The following is a 21,308-nucleotide window of genomic DNA, read 5'->3' on the forward strand; positions in this document are numbered from 1 at the left end:
CCCTCGCCGCCGCGTGACCGGTCCGCAGGCGCCGCGTACACTGGCCGCCATCGGCATCGACCCGGCCATCACCGGAGAGCCGCGGGAAGAACCGCCCGGCCGCCCGCACGCGGGCGCGGGCCCAGTAGAACCCGCCGGGACCAGCCCGTCACAGCTGAGGAACGAGGGGACGTCCCGTCGGCCGTCGGCCGGCGCAGGGCGTCAACCGGGGTGGTACCGCGCCACCGGCTCCGGCCGGCAGCGTCCTCGGACAGCGAGATGTCCCAGCCGCCGTCCCCAGTTCTCCCCTCGGAGGTCCGCCCCATGGTCTACCCGGTCACCGGAGGCCCGCTCGTCCCCTCTGTGAATCTGCCTGCGCTCGAGAACTCCGTCCAGGAGTTCTGGCGGGCCGACGACACCTTCCGCGCCTCGATCGCCCAGCGCGAGGGCTCCGAGGAGTTCGTCTTCTACGACGGGCCGCCCTTCGCCAACGGCCTGCCGCACTACGGCCACCTGCTGACCGGCTTCGTCAAGGACGTCATCCCGCGCTTCCGCACCATGTGCGGCTACAAGGTCGACCGCCGCTTCGGCTGGGACACCCACGGCCTGCCCGCCGAGCTCGAGGCGATGCGCGAGCTGGGGATGACCGAGAAGTCCGAGATCGAGGAGATGGGGCTGCAGGCGTTCAACAACGCCGCCCGGAACTCGGTGCTGAAGTACACCAAGGAGTGGGAGGACTACGTCACCCGCCAGGCCCGCTGGGTGGACTTCGAGAACGATTACAAGACCCTCGACGTCTCCTACATGGAGTCGGTGCTGTGGGCCTTCAAGACCCTCCACGACCGCGGGCGGGCCTACGAGGGCTACTACGTGCTGCCGTACTGCTGGAAGGACCAGACGCCGCTGAGCGCGCACGAGCTGCGCATGGACGAGGACGTCTACCAGGAGCGTCAGGACCAGACCGTCACCGTGACGTTCCCCTTCACCGGGGAGCGGGCCGAGGAGCTGGCACTGGCGGGCGTGAAGGCCCTGGCCTGGACCACCACCCCCTGGACGCTGCCGACGAACTTCTCCCTCGCCGTCGGCCCCGAGCTGGACTACGCCGTGGTCCCGGCCGGCCCGCTCGGCGCCGCCGACGGCACCGCCGCCGGGGAGGGCCGGTTCCTGCTGGCCGCCGACCTGGTGGGCGCGCACGCCAAGGAGCTCGGCTACGAGGACGCCGAGGCCGCCGTCGCCGCGATCGAGGAGCGCCGCTTCGCCGGTCGCGAGCTGGAGCACGTCGCCTACGAGCCGCTGTGGACCGTCTACTCCGAGGACCGGGAGCGCTGGGGTACCCAGAACGCCTGGATCGTCACCGTCGCCGACTACGTCTCCACCGACGACGGCACCGGCGTGGTCCACCAGGCCACCGCGTACGGCGAGATCGACCAGCAGGTCAATGCCGAGTACGGCATCCCCGTCATCGTCTCCGTCGACGACGGCGCGCAGTTCCTGGACTACTTCGCCGGCACCGACCTCGACGAGATCGCCGGGCTGCAGGTCTTCGACGCCAACCGGCCCCTGATCCGCAACCTCCAGCGCGCCGGCCGCCTGCTGCGCGAGACCAGCTACGTCCACTCCTACCCGCACTGCTGGCGCTGCCGGAACCCGCTGATCTACAAGGCCGTCAGCTCCTGGTACGTGAAGGTCGCCGACCAGCGCGAGCGCATGCTCGAACTGAACGAGCAGATCGACTGGGTCCCCGGCAACGTCAAGGACGGCCAGTTCGGCCGGTGGCTCGAGGGCGCCCGGGACTGGGCGATCTCCCGCAACCGGTACTGGGGCTCGCCGATCCCTGTGTGGAAGAGCGATGACGCGAACTACCCGCGCACCGAGGTCTACGGCTCCCTCGCCGAGCTCGAAGAGGCCTTCGGCACCCTGCCGCGCGACGAGCACGGCGAGGTGAACCTCCACCGCCCCTACATCGACGAGCTCACCCGGCCGAACCCGGACGACCCCACCGGCCGCTCGACGATGCGCCGCGTGAGCGAGGTGTTCGACGTCTGGTTCGACTCCGGGTCGATGCCGTACGCCCAGGTGCACTACCCCTTCGAGAACGCCGAATGGTTCGAGTCCCACAACCCGGCGGACTTCATCGTCGAGTACATCGGGCAGACCCGCGGCTGGTTCTACACCATGCACGTCCTGTCCACCGCGCTGTTCGACCGGCCCGCGTTCTCCAGCGTGATCTGCCACGGCATCGTGCTCGGCGAGGACGGGCAGAAGATGTCCAAATCGCTGCGCAACTACCCCGACGTGCGCGACATGTACTCGACCTACGGGGCCGACGCGATGCGCTGGTTCCTCATGTCCTCGCCGATCCTGCGCGGCGGGAACCTGATCGTCGATGAGCCCAAGATCCGCGACGCCACCCGCCACGTGGTGCTGCCGCTGTGGAACGTCTGGTACTTCCTGGGGCTGTACGCCAATGCCGCCGGGGACAAGGACGCCGACGGGCGGCCGACGGGCTACCGGGGACAGGCGCGCTACGACTCCGACGACGTCATGGACCGCTACCTGCTGGCCCGCACCGGTGATCTGGTGCGCGGGGTCAAGGGGTCGCTGACCGCGCTGGCGATCGCCGACGCCGCCGAGCAGATCCAGGACTATCTGGACATGCTCACCAACTGGTACGTGCGCCGCTCCCGCGACCGGTTCTGGGAGGGCGACGCGCAGGCCATCGACGTGCTCTCGACGTGCTTGGAGGCCCTGTGCCGGGTCACCGCACCGTTGCTTCCCATGGTCACCGAAGAGATCTGGAAGCAGCTGACCGGCGGGCGCTCCGTGCACCTGACCGACTGGCCCGATGACGCCCTGTTCCCGCGGGACGAGCACCTCGTCGCGCAGATGGACGACGTCCGCCACATCGCCAGCGTCGGCAACTCGCTGCGCAAGAAGGAGCAGCTGCGGGCCCGGCTGCCGCTGGCCGAGCTCACCGTGGTCCACCACGACCCCGCCTCGCTCGAGCCGTTCGCCGCGCTCATCGCCGACGAGCTGAACGTCAAGCACGTGCGCCTGCTGGACGTCACCAGCGAGGAGGCCCAGGGCATGGGCGTCGAGCAGCGCCTCGTCGTCAACGCCCGCGCCGCCGGGCCCCGCCTGGGCAAGCAGGTCCAGGCCGTGATCAAGGGATCCAAGAGCGGCGACTGGTCCGTGGACGAGACCGGCCAGGTCACCTCCGGCGGCATCGCCCTGGAGGACGGGGAGTACTCCCTGGACCTGGTCGCGGGAGAGACCTCGGCCATGGAGGGGCGCGCGGTCGGCGTGCTGCGCGGCGGGGACTTCCTCGCCCTCGATACGCGGGTCAGCCCCGAGCTGGAGGCCGAGGGCACCGCCCGCGACGTGGTCCGGGCGATCCAGTCCGCGCGCCGCGAGGCGGGCCTGGATGTCTCCGACCGGATCCGCCTGACCGTGGACGGCGACGAGGCGGTGACCTCCGCGGTCGCCGCGCACCGGGACCTGGTGGCCGCGGAGGTGCTCGCCGTGGATCTCGCGGTGCCGGCCGCCGCGGCGGAGGGCGCGCACAGCGCGAGCGAGACGGTCTCCGGAGGCGCCGTCATGGTGTCCGTGGCGCGCGCCTGAGGCCGCACCGGGCCGGGGCGGTGGGCGATCGTCTCGCCTCCCCGGCCCGGGGTGGGCAGTTTCCCCGCGAAGAACGGGAGGATGCGAGGCGCGTACTACGGAAAGGAAGCACGGTAGAGGAGACATCGTCGTCGCCACTCGCGCCGGAAGCGCTCGCAAGATTCCCTGCGCGACGAGAGCTCCGGGATCTTGGACCTCGTCGATAAGCAGAGTCAGTTGGCCCCGTAGTGGTCGTAGAAATGGCCCAGGGTCGCGTGCCTCGATCTTCCGAGTTCGACCAGGTCGGTCGACGTTACTTCGGCTCCGTCGGCGCCCTCCCCGAAGATTGCATCGACCAGGATCCCCCGTTCGCCGTCGTACCTGCGGTGGAGGGCCTCGACGCCGCGCCGCCAGGCTTCGTCGAACGCGTCGTGCAGCGCCTCGGAAGTGACGCCGAGGGTGATGGTGCCGGAGATATGGGACCTCAAGCCTCCGCCGGGACCGAAGTTGATCTCCGCTCCGGTGACTCCCGGGGCGCTCTCCATGGCCTCCACGACGGAACTTCCGGCGGGGCGCAACAGTCTGCAGCCAGTCAGCAGCGAGAACAGGCCCACGGCGCCTCCCAGGACGAGGTAACGGCGAGTGTCGAGCATCGACTTCCTCCGGGATAGATGGCGCAACATCAGAGTAGCGCGGTGCTCCCGTTTGGCGTCGGGCCAGCACCACGCGACGTCGGGCCGGTGACCCGCGCGAATCCGGCGCACGACGTGAGTTTCGAGATCCGGAAAGTCGTCGATGACCGGGGTCAGGCGATCCCGTAGTGGTCGTAGAAGTGGCCGAGGGTCGGATGCCGCGATTCTCCGAGTTCGACGAGATCTCTCGAAGAGACGGTGGCATCTACGGCATTGCTGGCTATGACATCCGCGACCCGAATTCCTCTGTCGCCGTCGTACAACCGGTGGAGGACCTCGACGCCGCGGCGCCAAACCTCATCGAACGCGTCGTGCAGTTCGTCCGTGGTGACATCGAGGGCGACCGTGCCGGAGATCTTGGATCGAAAAGACCCCGCTTGGCCGTGGTGGATGTCCGCGCCCGTGACCCCGGGGGCTCTCTTGATGGCGACGTTGACGTCATCCTCGGTGGGGCCGAGAAAGCCGCAGCCAGTCAATGGGGAGAACAGGCCGAGGACACCTCCCAGGAACAGATATCGACGTTTCACAGACACTGTTCCTCCCCCCGGGGGTCGCCCGCAGCACCACGATAGAGCAGGGTCAGCGCCATATCCCGTGCCCCCGCAGGTGAACTCGTGGAGGCCACTGGGTTGCAAGTCGGCATCAGCTGGTCAGAGCGAAGATGCGTAACCGCCGCGCCGCCCTATGCTGAGCACGGATCCATCCCCGGGATCCCTGACCTCGGAGATCACGATGGTTCTCGCCTCTTCCTCGTCGCGCCCCCTCGCGCCGGTCCTGTCCGTCCCGGTTCGCGCTCGAGTTCGTCGGCGCTCGCCGGCGCTCCTCGTCCTTACCCTGGCCCTGCTCGTGGGCGTCGTGCTCGCCGGCGCCCCGTCGGCTCGCGCCGAGTCTCCGCCGCCGGGCCTGGGAGGCTTCTCGCCGGGATCCCTCATCACGAACACGAGGATGTTCGACTTCGAGTCGATGACCGGAGCGGAGGTCGATGCCTTCCTCGAGGAGCGGGGGGAGAAGTGCATTGACGGCACGGACGGCGCGGCCTGCCTGAAGAACTTCACGGCGGACACGCCGCGACGGGACGCGACCGCGTACTGCGCGGCGATCCCCGCGGCGCGGAACGCCACCGCCGGCCGCATCATCGCCGACGTCGCCCGCGCCTGCGGCGTGAACCCCCAGGTGATCCTCGTGATGCTCCAGAAGGAACAAGGACTGATCACGACAAGGAACGCGACGCCCCGCCAGCTCCAGCAGGCGCTGGGCTTCCGCTGTCCCGACTTCGACGGCTGCGACCCGGCTTTCGGCGGATTCGCCCAGCAGATCTACCACGGCACCTCCCGGCTGCAGGAGTACGGCGACCCCGCCCGCAACTACCGGTACCAGGCGGGCAAGACCTACGACATCCAGTACAGCCCGTATGCCTTCTGCGGCTACGGCGAGGTGAAGATCGCCAACCGTGCCACCGCTGCGCTGTACAACTACACGCCCTTCACGCCAACCCAGGCCACCCTCGATGCCGGGGCCGGGGCGGTCGCCGATGACGTCTGCGCGACCTACGGCAACCGGAACTTCTTCCGCAACTTCTCGCTGTGGTTCGGCTCGCCCACGGGAGCCCCGGCGGATCGGCACCCGATTTCTGCAACGTGGAGCAAGGATCCGGTCGCACCCTTCACCGACGTGCCCTACGGCAGCTCGATCTTCTTCACCGAGATCGCGTGGATGAAGCACACCGGGCTGTCCACCGGCTGGTCCGACGGCACATACCGCCCGCTGGAGCCCATCGCCCGCGACGCCATGGCCGCCTTCCTCTACCGCGCCGCCGGCTCCCCGGAGTTCACCCCGCCGGAGAAGTCCCCGTTCACCGACGTCAGCGCGAAGACGTCGATCTTCTACAAGGAGATCACCTGGGCGGAGTCCGAAGGCATCACGACCGGCTGGCCGGACGGCACCTACCGCCCGCTGCAGCCCGTGGCCCGTGACGCCATGGCGGCCTTCCTCTACCGCGCCTCGGGGTCCCCGGCGTTCACCGCGCCCGCCTCCTCCTCGCTGACCGACGTCACCCGGGACTCCTCGATCTTCTACCGGGAGATCACGTGGGCCGACGCGGAGGGCATCACCACCGGCTGGCCGGACGGCACGTACCGCCCGCTGAGGCCCATCGCCCGGGACGCGATGGCCGCCTTCGTGTACCGGATGAGCGTGGACTGACCGGTCCGGACGGAGAACGCCGCTCAGCGCATGTCCTCCCGGCCGACCTCGACGACCTGGTCCGAGACCACGACCACCCCCTCGCCGACGTAGCGCCCCTCGAGATCGGCCTGCAGCCGGGCCAGGACCGGGTTGCTGTCGATGCTGTGGCGCACGGAGCCGAAGTAGCCGCCGGTCGGATCGATGCCGTGGGACGTTCGCAGCACGGACTCGTGCGCGTTGGTGATCTGTGAGGACTCGCCATACGTCTGCTGCGGCGCATCGAGCCAGGCGTCGTGGACGTTCGGCGCAGCGACGCGGCTGCCGTCGACCCTGTGCCCGTCCAGATCCAGCCGCGGCACCGGATCGGCGATGTGGATCGGCGCGTACCCGGGCGAGGGGAACCCGGACACCTGGGGCGTCGGCGCCCACACCGGGTTGTGCGCCACATTGACCACCTCGGTGGCTGCCCGGGCCGGCACGACCGTCTCGACCGGGGAGCCCACCGAGAAGATGTGGGTGACGTCGTAGGAGCCGGGCCGGCCACTGGTGCTGTTGAACGCGGGGTCCGCCGCGAGCTGCGCGGCCGTGAGCCCGCCCTGGGAGTGGCCGACGAACAGGACGTCCGCGCCGGGCGGCACCCCGGTCGCCTCCATCGCGGCCCTGACGTCCGCCATCGCTGCGGACTCCTGCCCGGCCATGGACCGCAGGTTCGAGTCCCAGCCGGCGGAATTGCCCTGGGGACCCCACGCCTGCGGGTCCCAGATGGGCTCCCCGCCGGTCGGCGGCGCATGGACGATGTAGGCCTCGCCCCCGTCCGCCGCCCGGACGGTCTGGATGCGCACCTGCCCCGAGCTCGTGCCGTCGTACCCGCCGGCCGCCACCCCGACGACGCCCGACCGCCGCGCCTCATCGTTCGCGACGATCAGATCGGCGAGGTCCCGCGGCGTCGAGAGATGAGGGACCGCGCGGACGCCGTGCACGGTGACATCCGTCCTCGGATCGAGGAGCCCGGTCTCGGTCAGCAGCTCGGCGGGCGCGATGGCGGTGGAGCCGGCGGCCAGGAGCGTGCTCGCGCCCAGCTCGGCGATCGTCGGCACGCGCTCCCCGGTGGCCCAGTCCTCCAGCAGGCCGCCGAGGGCGTCGCTGTCCCGGTGGGCCTGCTCGAGACCGTCGGGGTCCAGGCCCAGCCGGCCGGCCGCCCACCCTGCTCCCTCCAGCGCCTGGTCGACGCCCCACCCGATCGCGTCGGAGACGACGCCCGCGAGGTCCGACGCGGCACCCTCGAAGGGCTCCTCGAGCCAGTCGGGCAACCGCGGATCGTCCCGGGTCAGGTAGCCGGACCCGTCGGTGCCATCGCGGTCGTCGTGGCCGTCGTGGCCGGGCAACGGCTGCGGCCGCCCGGCGGCTTCGGCAGCCCCCGCCGCGGAGGCGGCATCCTGCCGGGCGGCTTCGGCCATCAGCATGCCGGAGAGCGAGAGCAGATCCGTGCCCAGCTGAGTGAGCCGCCCCGAGGCCAGATCGCTCCATCGCGCGCGGAGGACATCGGCATCCGGGCCGACCCAGCCGACCCTCGCCACCACCGGATCCAGCCGCCCGCGGAGCTCGGCAAGATCCTCGGACGCCGAGCGCAGCCTGTCGCCGTGGGCGCGGGCCCGCTGTGGATCCATCCCCCGGAACGCGACCGCGTGGGACATCGCACTGCCTCCCCTCGCCTCTCCGGGACCGCGCTGGCCGCGCCGGCCGTCGGATCGAGGCTATGAGCGGGCAGATGCTCCCGCCCGCGGCGGCGCCATCGAGGTGGACAGCCGCACGCTGGGGAGGAACCATCACAGCGGTCCCTCGTACACTGATCGGCGCCCCGTACGCCCCGCAGATCCCAGGAGCCGCTGTGCCGAGTTCTCCCCGCCCGGGTACGTCCCGCCCGGTCATGTCGCCCGAGCTCCGTGAGGTCTACGCGGCGCTGCTCGAGCGCGCCCCCGAGAACCGGATCGAACCGGACCTCTCGCGGATCATGCGGGTGATGGAGCTGATGGGCGACCCCCAGCACGCCTACCGCTCGATCCGCATCGCCGGCACCAACGGCAAGACCACCACGGCGCGGATCCTGGAGCGGATCCTGCGGGAGGCCGGGCTGCGCACCGGGCGCACCACCAGCCCGCACCTGCACTCACCCGTCGAACGGATCGCGATCGACGGAGCCCCGATCGACGAGGAGGGCTTCCTCCAGGCCTACCGGGACGTCGAGCCGTTCGCGGCGATCGTCGACGCCGAATCGGAGGCCGCCGGGGGAGTGCCGCTGACCTACTTCGAGTACCTCACCGCCATGAGCTTCCAGGCCTTCGCCTCCGCTCCGGTGGACGTCGCCGTGGTCGAGACCGGCCTCGGCGGCACCTGGGACGCGACCGGTGTGGTCCGGCCCGACGTCACGGTCATCACCCCGATCTCGCTGGACCACCAGGAGTACCTGGGGGAGACCATCGCCGAGATCGCGGGGGAGAAGGCCGGGATCCTCACCGCCGAGGCCACCGCGGTCATCGCCTCCCAGCCCTACGAGGACGCCGCCGACGTGCTGCGCGACCGGATTGCCGAGCTCGGGGCCGACGCGGCGATCGAGGACCAGCAGATCGGCGTGCTCGCCCGGACCCCCGGCGTCGGCGGGCAGATGCTGAGCCTGCAGGGCATCGCGGGGCGCTACGAGGAGGTCTTCCTCTCCCTCCTCGGCGAGCACCAGGCGCGCAACGCCCTGCTCGCGGTGTCCGCGGCGGAGGCGCTGCTGGGCGACGGCGGCACCGTCCTGGACAAGGACATGCTCACCGACGCCCTGTCCTCGATCACCTCGCCCGGGCGCGCCGAGGTCGTGCGGCAGTCGCCGACGATCCTGCTGGACGCCGCCCACAACCCCGCCGGCGCCCTCACCCTGGTCGAGACCATCCGTGAGAACTTCCGCTTCACCCGCACCGTCGGCGTCGTCGGGATCCTGGCCGAGAAGGACGCCGAAGAGATCCTCGGCGTCCTCGAATCCGTGCTGGACAGCGTGGTCATCACCCAGTCGTCCTCACCGCGCGCCATCGCCACCGACGAGCTCGCCGACCTCGCCCGCGACGTGTTCGGCGACGACGACCGTGTCGTCGAACAAGGCAGCCTGCCCGATGCGATCCAGGCGGCCGTGGACCTCTCCGAGACCGAGGGCGATCAGTTCGGCGGCGTGATCGTCGCAGGCTCCGTCACGCTGGTGGCCGAGGTGCGCGACCTGCTCGGCGTTCCGCAGGAGGACTGACCATGCCGCTGGACCTCGCCCCGTCGCGCAGAGCCCACGGCGCCCAGCGCGCCCTGTCCGCCACCATCCTCGTCATCGAGGCGTTCGTGGTCTTCTTCGCAGTGCTCGTCGCCCACCAGCTGGTCCCCGACCAGAGGACCGTGACCTGGGTCTGGGGACTGGTCACCGCGCTCGCACTGGTGCTGTGCTCCGGACTGCTCCGGCGCGCCGGGTGGCCCTACCTGCTGGGCATGGTGCTGCAGCTCCCCGTGATCCTGCTGGGCCTGCAGGTCACCGCGATGTGGGTGGTCGGTCTCGGATTCGCCGGGCTGTACGTCTTCGGTGTGTTCAAGGGCCACCAGCTGGACCGGGAGAAGGATGCCGTGGACGCCCGGGTGCGCGCCGCCCGCGGTCCGGGAGACGAGCCGGACGGCGAGGGCTCCGCGGGCTGAGGCGCCGATGCGGGGACCTCTCGCCGTCGTGGGTACCCTGGTGCCATGACCGCACAGCGCACCCTCGTCCTGCTCAAGCCCGACGCCGTCCAGCGCGGCCTGCGCGGGGAGATCATCCGCCGCATCGAGGCCAAGGGGTACGAGATCTCCGCCCTCGCCCAGCGCACCGCCACCTCCGAGGAGCTGGCCGCCCACTACGCCGAGCACGAGGGCAAGCCCTTCTACCCGGGTCTCGTGGAATACATGGGATCGGCCCCGCTGGTCGCGCTCGTCGCCGAGGGCGACAGCGTCATCGCCGGCTTCCGCTCCCTGGCCGGTGCCACCAACCCCACCGAGGCGGCGCCCGGCACCATCCGCGGCGACCTCGCCCGGGAGTACGACCTGCCGGTCATCCAGAACCTCGTGCACGGCTCGGACTCCGAGGAGTCCGCCGCCCGCGAGATCGGCATCTGGTTCCCCGAGCTCGGCTGAGCACCCGACCCATCGGTCCGTGCGGCACGCGCCGCGCCGGGAGATCCAGCGGGCTCCCCACGGCGCGATGCACAATATGGGCATGCAACCGGCCCTCGTCACCATCGTCTTCCTGGGGATCGCCGTCCTGGTGGCGCTCGGGATCCTGTTCGCGGTCGCCGCGCCCCATCTGCGCGCCCGCCGGGACGACGACGAGGGCCCGACGCCGCGCGATCGCCGTCACGTCTCGCGGACCTCGCGCGAGAAGAACTGACGCGTGGGCCCATGGCCGCGGCCACGTGGCCCAGCAGTGACGTGGCCCCATGAGTGTCGGCCCCCCATGAGTGTCGGGCCGTCGCCTGCTCGCCGGAACATCGACGCCCGCCGACCGCCCGGCCCTCGTGAGACGCACCGCTTCTCCACAGGACCGTTTCTCCACAGTGCTGCCCCGGGGCGGGGTCACGCCACCACGTCCGCCTAGACTGACCGCTGTCCTCGCCGCATCGTCGGCTTCCCCGACCTCGGAGGTGACCCGTGGACCCCAATGACATCCTCGCCCTGATCGCCGGCGGCGGTGGCAGCGTCCTCGTGCTCGGTGCCGGCGCGTGGGCGTACCTCCGCAGCCGGGGCAAGAAGTCCTCGGACCGCCCCGAGGACGAGCGGCGCCCCGGCACCGGCGAGCCGGCCGGCGGCGAGAGCCGCTCGGCGACAGCCGTCAAGGAACGGCCCGCCCCGCCCAGCTGGGCGGACACCCTCTCGCCCCCGGCGCCCAGCGCCGGCGAGAAGACCCCGGCGGAGCCGACCGCAGAACCCGGCCCCGCGGACAGCGCACCGCCCGAGGCCCCCACGACGCCGCCGAGCGAGCGCGCGCCCGAGCAGGTGCGGCCCGCGCGGCCGGAGACCGACGAGGCCGACCGAGCCGGCGGGCCGCCCGCTGCGGAGCACGCCCCCACCGCCGACGCCACGGCCCCGACGGAAACCGGCGCGCCCCCGCAGCAGCCGCCGGCCGAGGACACGGCCGTCGCACCGGCGCCGGAACCGGAGGCCGAGGCCGAGGCCGAGCCGGAGGCCACGGCCGCCCCGCGCGTGCTGGAGACCCCCGAGGCACCGGCGGACCGGATGGTGCGTCTGCGCGACCGCCTCGCCCGCTCCGGGGCGCTCGGTCGCGGCATCCTCACCCTGCTGACCCGCGGCACGGGCGTCGACGAGGAGACCTGGGACGAGATCGAGGAGACCCTCCTGCTCGCCGATCTCGGGCCCGACGCGACCGACGAGCTGCTGGAGAACCTGCGCCGGCGCATCAAGGTCCTGGGCACCGACGACCCCGCCGCCGTGCGCGAGGCCCTCCGAGAGGAGCTGGTCACCCTCATCGACCCGGCCCTGGACCGGCGCGTCGCAGCCAGTCGCCGCACCGCCCCCGACGGCACCGAGGTCCCCTCGGTGATCCTCATGGTCGGGGTCAACGGCACCGGCAAGACCACCACCGTCGGCAAGCTCGCCCGAGTCCTGGTCGCCGCCGAGCGCTCCGTCGTCCTGGGAGCGGCCGACACCTTCCGAGCCGCCGCCGCCGACCAGCTGACGACCTGGGGCTCCCGCGTCGGCGTCGAGACGATCCGCGCCGACCGCGACGGCGCCGACCCGGCCGCGGTCGCCTTCGACGCCGTCAAGGAAGGCATCGAGGAGACCGCCGACGTGGTCATCATCGATACCGCGGGCCGCCTGCAGAACAAGAAGGGCCTGATGGACGAGCTCGGCAAGGTGCGCCGCGTGGCCCAGAAGGGCCTGCACGGTGACGAGGTCGCCGAGGTGCTCCTGGTCATCGACGCCACCACCGGTCAGAACGGGATGCAGCAGGCCCGCGTGTTCGCCGAGGCCGTCGACATCACCGGCATCGTGCTGACCAAGCTCGACGGCACCGCCAAGGGCGGCATCGTCGTCAACGTCCAGCGCGAGCTCGGCGTCCCGGTGAAGATGGTGGGCCTGGGCGAGGGCATGGACGACCTGACCCCGTTCGACCCGTACGGCTTCGTCGACGCGCTGCTGGGGGAGTAGCGCCGGGAGCGTGGCGGTCGGACTCCGGGTCGTCCCGCCGTCGTCCCGCGGAGCGACCTGTTGGGTCACGGATTGATCACGCCAGCTTCTGAGTGTGGGTTATCCGGCGCGGGCACCCCACTATGTGAGGCGCGACCAGCCTGGTCGAGCGGCCCCGTCTCCTCACGGAGCGCGGGCCGTCCCCTCCACCCTGGAGCCGACATGGACTTCACCCTCGACACGGGGGCGACTGCCTGGATTCTCGCCAGTGCATCCCTCGTCCTGCTGATGACCCCGGGCCTCTCCCTCTTCTACGGCGGCATGGTGCGAGCCCGCACCGTCCTGAACATGATGCTGATGTCCTTCAGCGCCATCGCCGTCGTCGCGATCGCCTGGACGCTGGCCGGATACTCGATCGCCTTCGGCACCGACGTCGGCACTCTGTTCGGCAATCCCGTCGAGTACTTCGGACTCAGCGGCACCGACGATCAGTCGATCCTCGGTGAGGCCGGCGTGCCGTTCCTCGTCGCGGCCGGCTTCCAGATGACCTTCGCGATCATCGCCACCGCCCTGATCTCCGGTGCCATCGCCGACCGCGTCAAGCTCGGCACCTGGATGGTCTTCACCTTCGTCTGGTCGCTGATCGTCTATGCGCCGCTGGCCCACATGGTCTGGGGCGGTGGCCTGCTCAGCGGTGACGGGCCCTTCGCGGCGATCGCCGAACCGGTCGACTTCGCCGGTGGCACCGTCGTCCACATCAATGCCGGCATCGCCGGTCTGGTGCTCGCCCTGATCGTCGGCGCCCGCAAGGGCTTCGGCAAGGAGCCGATGCGGCCGCACAACCTGCCGCTGGTCATGCTCGGCGCCGCGCTGCTGTGGTTCGGCTGGTTCGGCTTCAACGCCGGCTCCGCCGGAACGGCCGACGAGACCGCGGGCCTGGCCTGGGTCAACACGACCGTCGCCACCGCCGGCGCGATGCTCGGCTGGGCACTGGTCGAGAAGATCCGCGACAAGCACGTCACCAGCCTGGGTGCAGCCTCCGGCGTGGTGGCCGGCCTGGTCGCCATCACCCCGGCCGCTGCCGCCCTGAACCCGGTCACCTCGATCGTCATGGGTCTGGTCGCCGGTGCGCTGTGCGCCCTCGCCGTCGGCCTGAAGTACCGCTTCGGCATCGACGACTCGCTCGACGTGGTCGGCGTCCACCTCGTCGGCGGTCTGGTCGGCACCGTGCTGATCGGTGTGCTCGCCGACGAGGGCGGGCTGATCTTCGGCGGCGGCGTCAGCCTGCTGCTCGTCCAGATCGTGGTGGCCGTGGTCGCCATGCTCATCTCGGGCGTGCTCACCGCCGTGATCGGCCTGGCCCTGAAGTACACGATGGGCTGGAGGATCAGCGAGGCCGACGAGCTCGCCGGCATCGACGTCACCCACCACGCCGAGTCCGGCTACGATCTCGCCGGAGCCCTCTCCGGTCGTCGTGACCGGGGGCCCGCCCCGACCGCCGCGCCCTCCTCCGGTGGGGGAGCGTCCCGGGAGCCCCGGAACCCCGCACCGGGTACCGTCGGCTCGACGACCGCGAAAGAGACCGACGGTGCCGACGACGATCCCCGGCCCATCACCACAGGAGAGCCCCGATGAAGCTCATCACCGCGATCATCCAGCCGCACGCCCTGCAGGCGGTCACCGACTCCCTGCGCGAGTACGGGGTCAGCGGCCTGACCATCACCGAGGTCGCCGGATACGGCCGCCAGGGTGGTCACACCGAGGTCTACCGCGGTGCTGAGTACACGATCGACACCATCCCGAAGATCAAGGTCGAGGTGCTCGCCGAGACCGTGGACGAGGCCGCCATCATCGACCTCATCGTCGCCGCCTCCCGCAGCGGGCGCATCGGCGACGGCAAGGTCTGGACCACCGACGTCGGCTCCGTCGTGCGAGTGCGCACCGGGGAACGGGACGCGGATGCCGTCTGAGGCGTTGTCCGTACGCCGGATCACGCAGGTTCTCCACGACGGCTTCGCGGATCCCTCCGCCGGCCCCACCCGCAGACTCGAGCAGGCCGCCCTCGTCGACGGCTGGCTGAGCGAGCTGTGGACGGGGGCCGGCGGTCCCGCGTCCGGCGCGGCCCTGGCAGCGATCGGCTCCCTGGGGCGGCGGGACCTCGGACCCGGCAGCGATCTGGACCTGGTGCTGCTGATCGACCCGGAGCGTCTGGACGCCTCCGAGTCGGAGCGGCTCGCGAGCGCCCTGTGGTACCCGATCTGGGACTCCGGGACGGCACTGGATCACGCTGTCCGCAGCCCGAGCGAGTGCGAACAGGTCTCCCGCGACGACCTGCGAGCAGCGATCTCCCTGCTCGATCTGCGCCACGTCGCCGGGGATGCGGAGATGGTCGAGGAGACCGCCCGTCGCGTGCGCACCCAGTGGCGCCGAGAGGCACGCCGGCGGGTCTCCGACCTGGTCGACCTCGCCTTCGACCGCTCGCACCGCTACGGCGCCCTGGCCCACTCCACCGAACCGAACCTCAAGTCCGACCGCGGCGGGCTGCGCGACGTCACGGTCATCCGGGCCATCGCCGAGAGCTGGCTGGCGGACCACGATCACGCCGTGGTCGACGCCGCGGCGCGCACCCTCGGGGACGCCCGGGATGCCTTGCAGGCGGTCACCGGCTCCTCGGGCACGCGCCTGGGCCGCGCCGATCAGGACGCGGTCGCCGCGCTGACCGGGCACGCCACGGCCGACGACCACCACACCGTGCTCGCCGAAGCCGCCCGCGCCGTCACCTGGGAGCTGCACCGCACCGTCCGCGCCGCGGAGGCCGCCATCGCCCCGGGCGGTGCCGCCACCCGCGGCGCCGGCACGGACCGTCGGCCCGCCCTGACCCGTCTGCCCCACGGCGTGCTGGTCCAGGCCGGGGAGGTCTCGGTGGACCCCTCGGTGCGCGATCTGCTGCGCGACCTCGCCGCCGTTCGCCACGCCGCCACCACCGGGCTGCCACTGGCCGACGCCACCCTGGCGCGCATGGCCGAGGGCGGGACCGACCCGCTGCTGCCCGTCCAGCGCGACGTGCTCGTGGACGCGTTCGCGGGCGAGCACTTCGCCGACGTCTACGAGGCGCTCGACGTCAAGGGTGTCTTCGCCCGGTGGGTCCCGGGCTGGAGCGAGATCCGCAACCGCCCGCAGCGCTCCGCCGTCCACCGCTTCACGGTCGACCGCCACCAGGTCGAGACCGTCCTGGAGGCGCAGCGATTCCTGCCGCGCGTCGGTCGTCCCGACCTGCTGCTGGTCACGGCGCTGCTGCACGACCTCGGCAAGCGGCCCGGCGCGCGTGACCACGCCGCCGAGGGCGCGCCGCTGGCCGAGGCCGCCGCCCGCCATCTCGGCTTCGACAAGACCGACTCCGCACTGATCGGCACGCTGGTGCGCGAGCACCTCACCCTGATCGGGCTCGCCACGGGCCGGGACCTGGCCGATCCCGCGACCCTGCGCGACCTGCTGTCCGCCGTCGGCCACGACCTGGACACGCTCGAGATCCTGCGCGCCCTGACCGAGGCCGACGCGATCGCCGCCGGGCCGGCCGCCTGGTCCACCTGGCGCGCCGACCTCGTCGACCACCTCACCGACCTCGCCCGCGACGCCCTCACCGGGACCGCCCCGGCGCCGCGCCTGGTGCTGACGCCGCAGCGGTCCGTGCAGGATGCGGTGCTCACCGCGGTCAAGCGCACCGACAGCGCCCAGGTGATCTACCCGGCACCGACCGAGAACGAGCCGATCTCGCAGATCTGCGTCGGCGCCCCCGACGCCTCCGGGGTGTTCGCCGCGATGGCCCGGGTGCTGGTGCGCCTGCGGCTGGATGTGCACAGCGCCGTGGTCGTCACTATGGACGGCGTCGCGGTGAACACCTGGTGGGTCGCGGTCGCCCCGTCGGACCTCCCGCACCCCTCCGTGCTGCGCACCGCCCTGGACCACGAGCTCGCCCACCGCGACCGGCCCGATGCCCGCGTCCTCGAGCTGCCCCCGGCGCCGCCACCGCGGACCACCGAGGACACGCCCGTGGTCACGCTGCTGCCCGGCGCCTCCCGCGAGGCCACCGTGGTCCAGGTCAACGCCCGCAACCGTCCCAGCCTGCTGGCGGACGTGGCCGAGGTGATCACCGTGCACCGGCTGCAGGTGCGCAGCGCCCACGTGATGACGCTCGGCCAGCGGGCCGTGGACGTGCTGTACCTGACCGATGAGCACGGCCGCGCCCTGGACCCGCCGACCGTCGGCCGGATCGTCTCGGCACTGATGGACGCCGCCGCGACCTGAGCCGCTCCGGGCCGAGGCGATCGGCGGCGTGTCAGGTCTCTCCTCATGCGCCGCTGGGGAGGTGCAGACGAGGCCACTACACTGGTGCGGTCCATACGACCAAGGGGAAGCGCTTCGTGTTCAACAACCTCTCCGATCGCATCACAGCGTCGCTGAAGGGTCTGCGCGGCCACGGCCGCCTCACCGAAGCGGACGTCGACAAGACGATCCGCGAGATCCGGCGAGCCCTGCTCGATGCCGACGTGGCCGTCTCCGTCGTGCGCTCGTTCACCGCTCGCGTCCGCGAGCGCGCCCTCGGTGAAGAGGTCTCCAAGGCGCTCAACCCCGCGCAGCAGGTCGTCAAGATCGTCAATGACGAGCTCGTCGAGGTGCTCGGCGGTGCCACCGGTGAGCTGGGCTGGGCGAAGAACCCCCCGACGGTGATCATGCTCGCCGGCCTCCAGGGCGCCGGCAAGACGACTCTGGCCGGCAAGCTCGCGAAGTGGATGAAGAGCGAGGGGCACACCCCGATGCTCGTCGCCGCCGACCTCCAGCGCCCCAACGCCGTGAACCAGCTGCAGATCGTCGGCGAACGAGCAGGCGTGCCCGTGTTCGCGCCCGAGCCCGGCAACGGCGTGGGCGATCCGGTGCTGGTCGCCATGAACGGCGTCTCCACCGCCCAGTTCCAGCAGCACGACGTGGTCATCGTCGACACCGCGGGCCGTCTCGGCATCGACGAGGAGATGATGGAGCAGGCGCGGAACATCCGCGACGCCGTCAATCCCCACGAGACCCTGTTCGTCGTCGACGCCATGATCGGTCAGGATGCCGCCCGTGTCGCCGAGGCCTTCCGCGACGGCGTCGGCTTCACCGGTGTGGTCCTCTCCAAGCTCGACGGCGACGCCCGCGGCGGTGCCGCCCTGTCGGTCACCGGCGTGACCGAGCGCCCGATCCTGTTCGCCTCCACCGGTGAGAGCCTCGACGACTTCGAGCGCTTCCACCCGGACCGGATGGCGAACCGCATCCTGGACATGGGTGACGTGCTCACCCTGATCGAGCAGGCCGAGAAGGCCTTCGACCAGAAGGAAGCGGAGAAGGCCGCGCAGAAGCTGGCCTCCGGCGAGGACTTCACCCTCGACGACTTCCTCGCCCAGATGCAGCAGCTCAAGAGCATGGGCAACATCAAGAAGATGCTCGGGATGCTGCCGAACATGGGCCAGTACCGCGAGGCGCTCGAGAACTTCGACGAGAGCGAGATCGGCCGGGTCGAGGCGATCATCCGCTCGATGACGCCGGAGGAGCGCAACAACCCCAAGATCCTCAACGGCTCGCGCCGCAACCGCATCGCGCGAGGTTCCGGCACCACCGTCCAGCAGATCAATCAGCTGCTCGAGCGGTTCAAGCAGGCCCAGCAGATGATGAAGACGATGGGTCGCGGCATGGCCGGCGGCGGCGGTGGCATGCCCGGCGGTGGCGGGATGCCGGGGATGCCCGGCGGGCCCGGCATGGGCATGGGCAAGAAGTCACGCGGCAAGCAGGCCCCGCAGAAGCAGGTCAAGAAGTCGAAGTCGAAGAACCCTGCGAAGGCGGCCCGTGAGCAGGCCGAGGCGGCCAAGAAGGCCAGCCAGGGCGCGCAGGGCGACTCGGCCTTCGGCGCCGGCACCGCGGCCGGTACCCAGGGCACTCCCGACGCGACTGACTTCGACCCCAGTCAGCTGCCCCCGGAGATGCAGAAGCTGCTCGGCGGCAAGTGACGTGACGCCGTGGGGCATAGTCCCTGCGCCGACGGCCACGCGCCTCGCGGGCCTGGTTGGGTTCTGATTTGTTCCGCGTGCCGGAACAAATCAGAACCCATCGTGGTAGGGCGTCGTGTAGCACTGTCAGCCGGCGCGGGGCATGGCGCAGGGTACGGGTCGCGACGCGGCCGGGCACCAGGGAGGGGTACGCCGCTCTCGGCACGTGCACGTGCACGTCATGTCTCCGGCGAGGACCTTTCCTCCCCAGAGCGTCGTCCTGCACACCGGACCGGTGGCACCGGAACGCCACCTGACGCGACCAATATGGTCCCGCCCATGGTGTTGAGAGAGGCTCGGGACGTGAAGCCGGGCACGATGTACTCCCGTCGTGTGCTCCGCGAGCAGGGCATGCATCCCAGGGTGCTCGCGTCCGAAGCGATCACGTCCCCGCTCCCGGGCCTGTGCTGTCGGGCGGACGCTCCGGCGCCCTTGACGGACGTGGCCTTCGCCCTGCAGACCGTCGTCGTGCCCGGCTCCGTGATCAGCGATGAGACCGCAGCCGAACTGCTGGGGCTGCCATTGCCTCGGCGGCTGACCCGCAGGGAGGGCGCAGGGCTGCACTGTCGCATGGGTCGCGGCGGGGCTCGGAGGACCCAGGCATCGCTCGTCGTTCACCAGAGACGGCCCGCTCCGACCATCCAGTTCGGCGGACTGACGATCTCGGCGCCCGTCACCGTACTCCAGGAGATCGCCCCGAAGCTGTCCCGGATGGAACTTGTGGCGTGCGTCGACGCCCTGGCTGCGGACCGTCACGGCGCGAGCATCCGCGTGCCCCTGCAGCAGATCCGAGCTGACGCGAGAAGTTCCCGCGGACGGGGCGCGCGCGCCGTGCGCCGAGCTGCGAACGAAGCGCGGGAGCGGGTGTGGTCGCCGATGGAGACGAGGATGAGGCTGCTGATCTGCGCTCGCGGCTACCCCGAGCCTGCGCCCAACGTCTCGGTGCGTGACGGTGCGACCGGCTCCCTCTTCTACATAGACCTGGCATATGACCAGTGGCGGATCGCGATCGAATACGACAGCGAGCACCACCGCGAGGACAGGCGGACGTGGCAGCGCGATCTGCATAAGAACGAGGTGCTTCACGATCTGGGATGGAAGGTGCTCAGGATCTCCGTCGCGGACTTCCAGCGGCCTGCGGATTTCTTCGCGCGCCTCGACGCGGCCATCCGGGCACGGATGCCGACCTCCGGCCAGGATCGTGATGCGTCCCGGGGCTGACCGTGAGCACCCCGGTTCGGTTCCGATATGTTCCAAGCAGTGGAACACATCGGAACCGAACGCGTCGGTCCGGGGCGCTGGGCCGTGGGGGCTGGGACGGGGCCGCGGAGCGACGAGGCGTCGATATCCTCGAGACATGAGCACTGGAGCGACTGCCACGGCACCCGAGCACGGCGACGAGGACGTCCTGCATCTGAGCGGGCCGGTGCTGCTGGGGCCGGAGCAGGAGATCCCCGAGGCCTGGGTGATGGGTGGGCGCATCCATCACGAGCGACCCGAGCTGCCGGCCGGGACGGAGGTCGTCGAGGTCGACGGCTTCGTGGTTCCCGGCCTCGCGGACCTGCACTGCCACATCGGCATCGGGAACGACGGGGCAGGCACCAGCCTCGAGACGGCGCGCGATCAGGCCCTCACCGACCGCGACACCGGAGTCCTCCTGATCCGCGACGCCGGCTCCATCATCGACAACTCCCCGCTGCAGCGGCACGGTGACCTGCCGCGGCTGATCCGCTGCGGGCGCCACCTCGCCCGCACGCGGCGATACCTCCGCGGCTACGCCCATGAGCTGGAGCCCGAGCAGCTCCCCGGCGCGGTGGCTCAGGAGGCGGCGCGCAGCGACGGCTGGGTGAAGCTGGTGGGCGACTGGATCGACCGCGACGTCGGCGACCTGACCCCGTGCTGGGACGCCGAGGACTTCGCGGCCGCCGCCCGAGCCGCCCACGACGCCGGAGCCCGGATCACCACCCACACCTTCGACGAGGAGACGCTGCCGCTGGCCCTGGACGCCGGCTTCGACTGCCTCGAGCACGCCACCGGTCTGACCGACGAGACCATCGCGCGAGCCGCCGCGGCCGAGGTCCCGGTGGTCACCACCCTCGTCAACGTCGACGAGTTCGAGACGTACGCCGCGCAGGGCGAGAAGAAGTTCCCCGCCTACGCCGCTCATATGCGCCGGCTGCGCGAGGCCCGCTTCCAGCGCACCCGGGACGCCCACGACGCGGGGGTCCAGCTGCTGGTGGGGACCGACGCCGGGGGAGTGCTCGGCCACGGCATCATCCATGACGAGCTCGACGAACTCTCCCGGGCGGGCCTGACCGGGACAGAGATCCTGGAGGCCTCCGCCTGGGCACCTCGTCGGTTCCTCGGCGTCCCCGGCCTCGAGAACGGTGCTCCCGCCGATCTGCTGGTCCTGCCGCGAGATCCGCGGAGCGACCACACCGCCCTGCGCGAGCGCAGTGCGATCGTGCTGGGCGGCAGGGTGCTCCCACGCGGCCGCTGAGCGCTCCCCCTCGCGGCGATCGCCGAGCGCTGGCACGTTGACGTTGACGTTGTCGCTGCCGCGCGAGCACGGAGCACCCGCGGGGGC

16 protein-coding genes are annotated in these 21,308 nt (G+C 71.3%); 13 read left to right on the forward strand and 3 right to left on the reverse strand.

Annotated features, from left to right (window positions below):
- The first annotated feature begins 303 nt into the window (after window positions 1-303).
- Entirely contained in the window at window positions 304-3,600 is a 3,297-nt protein-coding gene (ileS, locus tag ACFQRJ_RS16595; RefSeq protein WP_377020420.1) for an isoleucine--tRNA ligase, read from the forward strand.
- Window positions 3,601-3,812: 212 nt separating this feature from the next.
- Here the strand turns inward: ileS and ACFQRJ_RS16600 are convergent, their stop codons facing one another.
- Together ACFQRJ_RS16600 and ACFQRJ_RS16605 are read right to left on the reverse strand one after the other, a co-directional pair.
- Complete coding sequence (locus ACFQRJ_RS16600; RefSeq protein ID WP_377020329.1) at window positions 3,813-4,232, reverse strand: hypothetical protein; 420 nt, start codon at window positions 4,230-4,232, stop codon at window positions 3,813-3,815.
- Between the two features lie 152 nt (window positions 4,233-4,384).
- Window positions 4,385-4,804 carry a hypothetical protein gene (locus ACFQRJ_RS16605; RefSeq protein WP_377020330.1) on the reverse strand — a complete coding sequence of 140 codons (420 nt, stop codon included), beginning with the start codon at window positions 4,802-4,804 and terminating at the stop codon, window positions 4,385-4,387.
- Between the two features lie 313 nt (window positions 4,805-5,117).
- Between ACFQRJ_RS16605 and ACFQRJ_RS16610 the strand changes: the two genes are divergently transcribed.
- A complete protein-coding gene (locus tag ACFQRJ_RS16610; RefSeq protein ID WP_377020331.1) occupies window positions 5,118-6,473 on the forward strand; it encodes an S-layer homology domain-containing protein in 1,356 nt (451 codons plus the stop codon).
- A gap of 23 nt (window positions 6,474-6,496) precedes the next feature.
- Here the strand turns inward: ACFQRJ_RS16610 and ACFQRJ_RS16615 are convergent, their stop codons facing one another.
- A complete protein-coding gene (locus tag ACFQRJ_RS16615; protein WP_377020332.1) occupies window positions 6,497-8,149 on the reverse strand; it encodes a hypothetical protein in 1,653 nt (550 codons plus the stop codon).
- 233 nt (window positions 8,150-8,382) lie between these two features.
- Between ACFQRJ_RS16615 and ACFQRJ_RS16620 the strand changes: the two genes are divergently transcribed.
- The 11 genes from ACFQRJ_RS16620 to ACFQRJ_RS16670 all read left to right on the forward strand — a co-directional run bounded on the left by ACFQRJ_RS16620 (window position 8,383) and on the right by ACFQRJ_RS16670 (window position 21,221).
- Complete coding sequence (locus ACFQRJ_RS16620; RefSeq protein WP_377020333.1) at window positions 8,383-9,732, forward strand: bifunctional folylpolyglutamate synthase/dihydrofolate synthase; 1,350 nt, start codon at window positions 8,383-8,385, stop codon at window positions 9,730-9,732.
- 2 nt (window positions 9,733-9,734) lie between these two features.
- Window positions 9,735-10,163, forward strand: a complete 429-nt coding sequence (locus ACFQRJ_RS16625) for a DUF4233 domain-containing protein (protein WP_377020334.1) — start codon at window positions 9,735-9,737, stop codon at window positions 10,161-10,163.
- A 45-nt stretch (window positions 10,164-10,208) separates the two neighbouring features.
- Window positions 10,209-10,634 carry a nucleoside-diphosphate kinase gene (ndk, locus tag ACFQRJ_RS16630; protein ID WP_377020335.1) on the forward strand — a complete coding sequence of 142 codons (426 nt, stop codon included), beginning with the start codon at window positions 10,209-10,211 and terminating at the stop codon, window positions 10,632-10,634.
- Window positions 10,635-10,716: 82 nt separating this feature from the next.
- Window positions 10,717-10,887, forward strand: coding sequence for a hypothetical protein (locus ACFQRJ_RS16635; protein ID WP_377020336.1), 171 nt, complete (start codon window positions 10,717-10,719; stop codon window positions 10,885-10,887).
- A 260-nt stretch (window positions 10,888-11,147) separates the two neighbouring features.
- A complete protein-coding gene (ftsY, locus tag ACFQRJ_RS16640) occupies window positions 11,148-12,665 on the forward strand; it encodes a signal recognition particle-docking protein FtsY (RefSeq protein WP_377020337.1) in 1,518 nt (505 codons plus the stop codon).
- 201 nt (window positions 12,666-12,866) lie between these two features.
- Window positions 12,867-14,279, forward strand: coding sequence for an ammonium transporter (locus ACFQRJ_RS16645; protein WP_377020338.1), 1,413 nt, complete (start codon window positions 12,867-12,869; stop codon window positions 14,277-14,279).
- Complete coding sequence (locus ACFQRJ_RS16650; protein WP_377020339.1) at window positions 14,276-14,614, forward strand: P-II family nitrogen regulator; 339 nt, start codon at window positions 14,276-14,278, stop codon at window positions 14,612-14,614. The genes ACFQRJ_RS16645 and ACFQRJ_RS16650 overlap by 4 nt, the downstream gene beginning before the upstream one ends.
- A gap of 4 nt (window positions 14,615-14,618) precedes the next feature.
- Complete coding sequence (locus tag ACFQRJ_RS16655; RefSeq protein WP_377020340.1) at window positions 14,619-16,949, forward strand: HD domain-containing protein; 2,331 nt, start codon at window positions 14,619-14,621, stop codon at window positions 16,947-16,949.
- 116 nt (window positions 16,950-17,065) lie between these two features.
- Window positions 17,066-18,682, forward strand: a complete 1,617-nt coding sequence (ffh, locus tag ACFQRJ_RS16660) for a signal recognition particle protein (RefSeq protein ID WP_377020341.1) — start codon at window positions 17,066-17,068, stop codon at window positions 18,680-18,682.
- A 927-nt stretch (window positions 18,683-19,609) separates the two neighbouring features.
- The gene (locus ACFQRJ_RS16665) at window positions 19,610-19,942 is read left to right on the forward strand and encodes a DUF559 domain-containing protein (RefSeq protein WP_377020342.1); all 333 of its coding nucleotides are present in this window, start codon (window positions 19,610-19,612) and stop codon (window positions 19,940-19,942) included.
- Window positions 19,943-20,078: 136 nt separating this feature from the next.
- A complete protein-coding gene (locus ACFQRJ_RS16670; protein WP_377020343.1) occupies window positions 20,079-21,221 on the forward strand; it encodes an amidohydrolase family protein in 1,143 nt (380 codons plus the stop codon).
- Window positions 21,222-21,308: the final 87 nt, after the last annotated feature.

It is taken from the genome of Brachybacterium sp. GCM10030252 (assembly GCF_042666535.1).
Taxonomy (GTDB): Bacteria; Actinomycetota; Actinomycetes; order Actinomycetales; family Dermabacteraceae; genus Brachybacterium.

Excerpts from the sequence above, each read along its gene's own strand:
- ileS (WP_377020420.1), top strand. The coding sequence starts at position 304 with ATGGTCTACCCGGTCACCGGAGGCCCGCTCGTCCCCTCTGTGAATCTG.
- ACFQRJ_RS16600 (WP_377020329.1), bottom strand. The coding sequence starts at position 4,232 with ATGCTCGACACTCGCCGTTACCTCGTCCTGGGAGGCGCCGTGGGCCTG.
- ACFQRJ_RS16615 (WP_377020332.1), bottom strand. The coding sequence starts at position 8,149 with ATGTCCCACGCGGTCGCGTTCCGGGGGATGGATCCACAGCGGGCCCGC.
- ACFQRJ_RS16620 (WP_377020333.1), top strand. The coding sequence starts at position 8,383 with ATGTCGCCCGAGCTCCGTGAGGTCTACGCGGCGCTGCTCGAGCGCGCC.
- ACFQRJ_RS16625 (WP_377020334.1), top strand. The coding sequence starts at position 9,735 with ATGCCGCTGGACCTCGCCCCGTCGCGCAGAGCCCACGGCGCCCAGCGC.
- ndk (WP_377020335.1), top strand. The coding sequence starts at position 10,209 with ATGACCGCACAGCGCACCCTCGTCCTGCTCAAGCCCGACGCCGTCCAG.
- ACFQRJ_RS16635 (WP_377020336.1), top strand. The coding sequence starts at position 10,717 with ATGCAACCGGCCCTCGTCACCATCGTCTTCCTGGGGATCGCCGTCCTG.
- ACFQRJ_RS16645 (WP_377020338.1), top strand. The coding sequence starts at position 12,867 with ATGGACTTCACCCTCGACACGGGGGCGACTGCCTGGATTCTCGCCAGT.
- ACFQRJ_RS16650 (WP_377020339.1), top strand. The coding sequence starts at position 14,276 with ATGAAGCTCATCACCGCGATCATCCAGCCGCACGCCCTGCAGGCGGTC.
- ACFQRJ_RS16665 (WP_377020342.1), top strand. The coding sequence starts at position 19,610 with ATGAGGCTGCTGATCTGCGCTCGCGGCTACCCCGAGCCTGCGCCCAAC.
- ACFQRJ_RS16670 (WP_377020343.1), top strand. The coding sequence starts at position 20,079 with ATGAGCACTGGAGCGACTGCCACGGCACCCGAGCACGGCGACGAGGAC.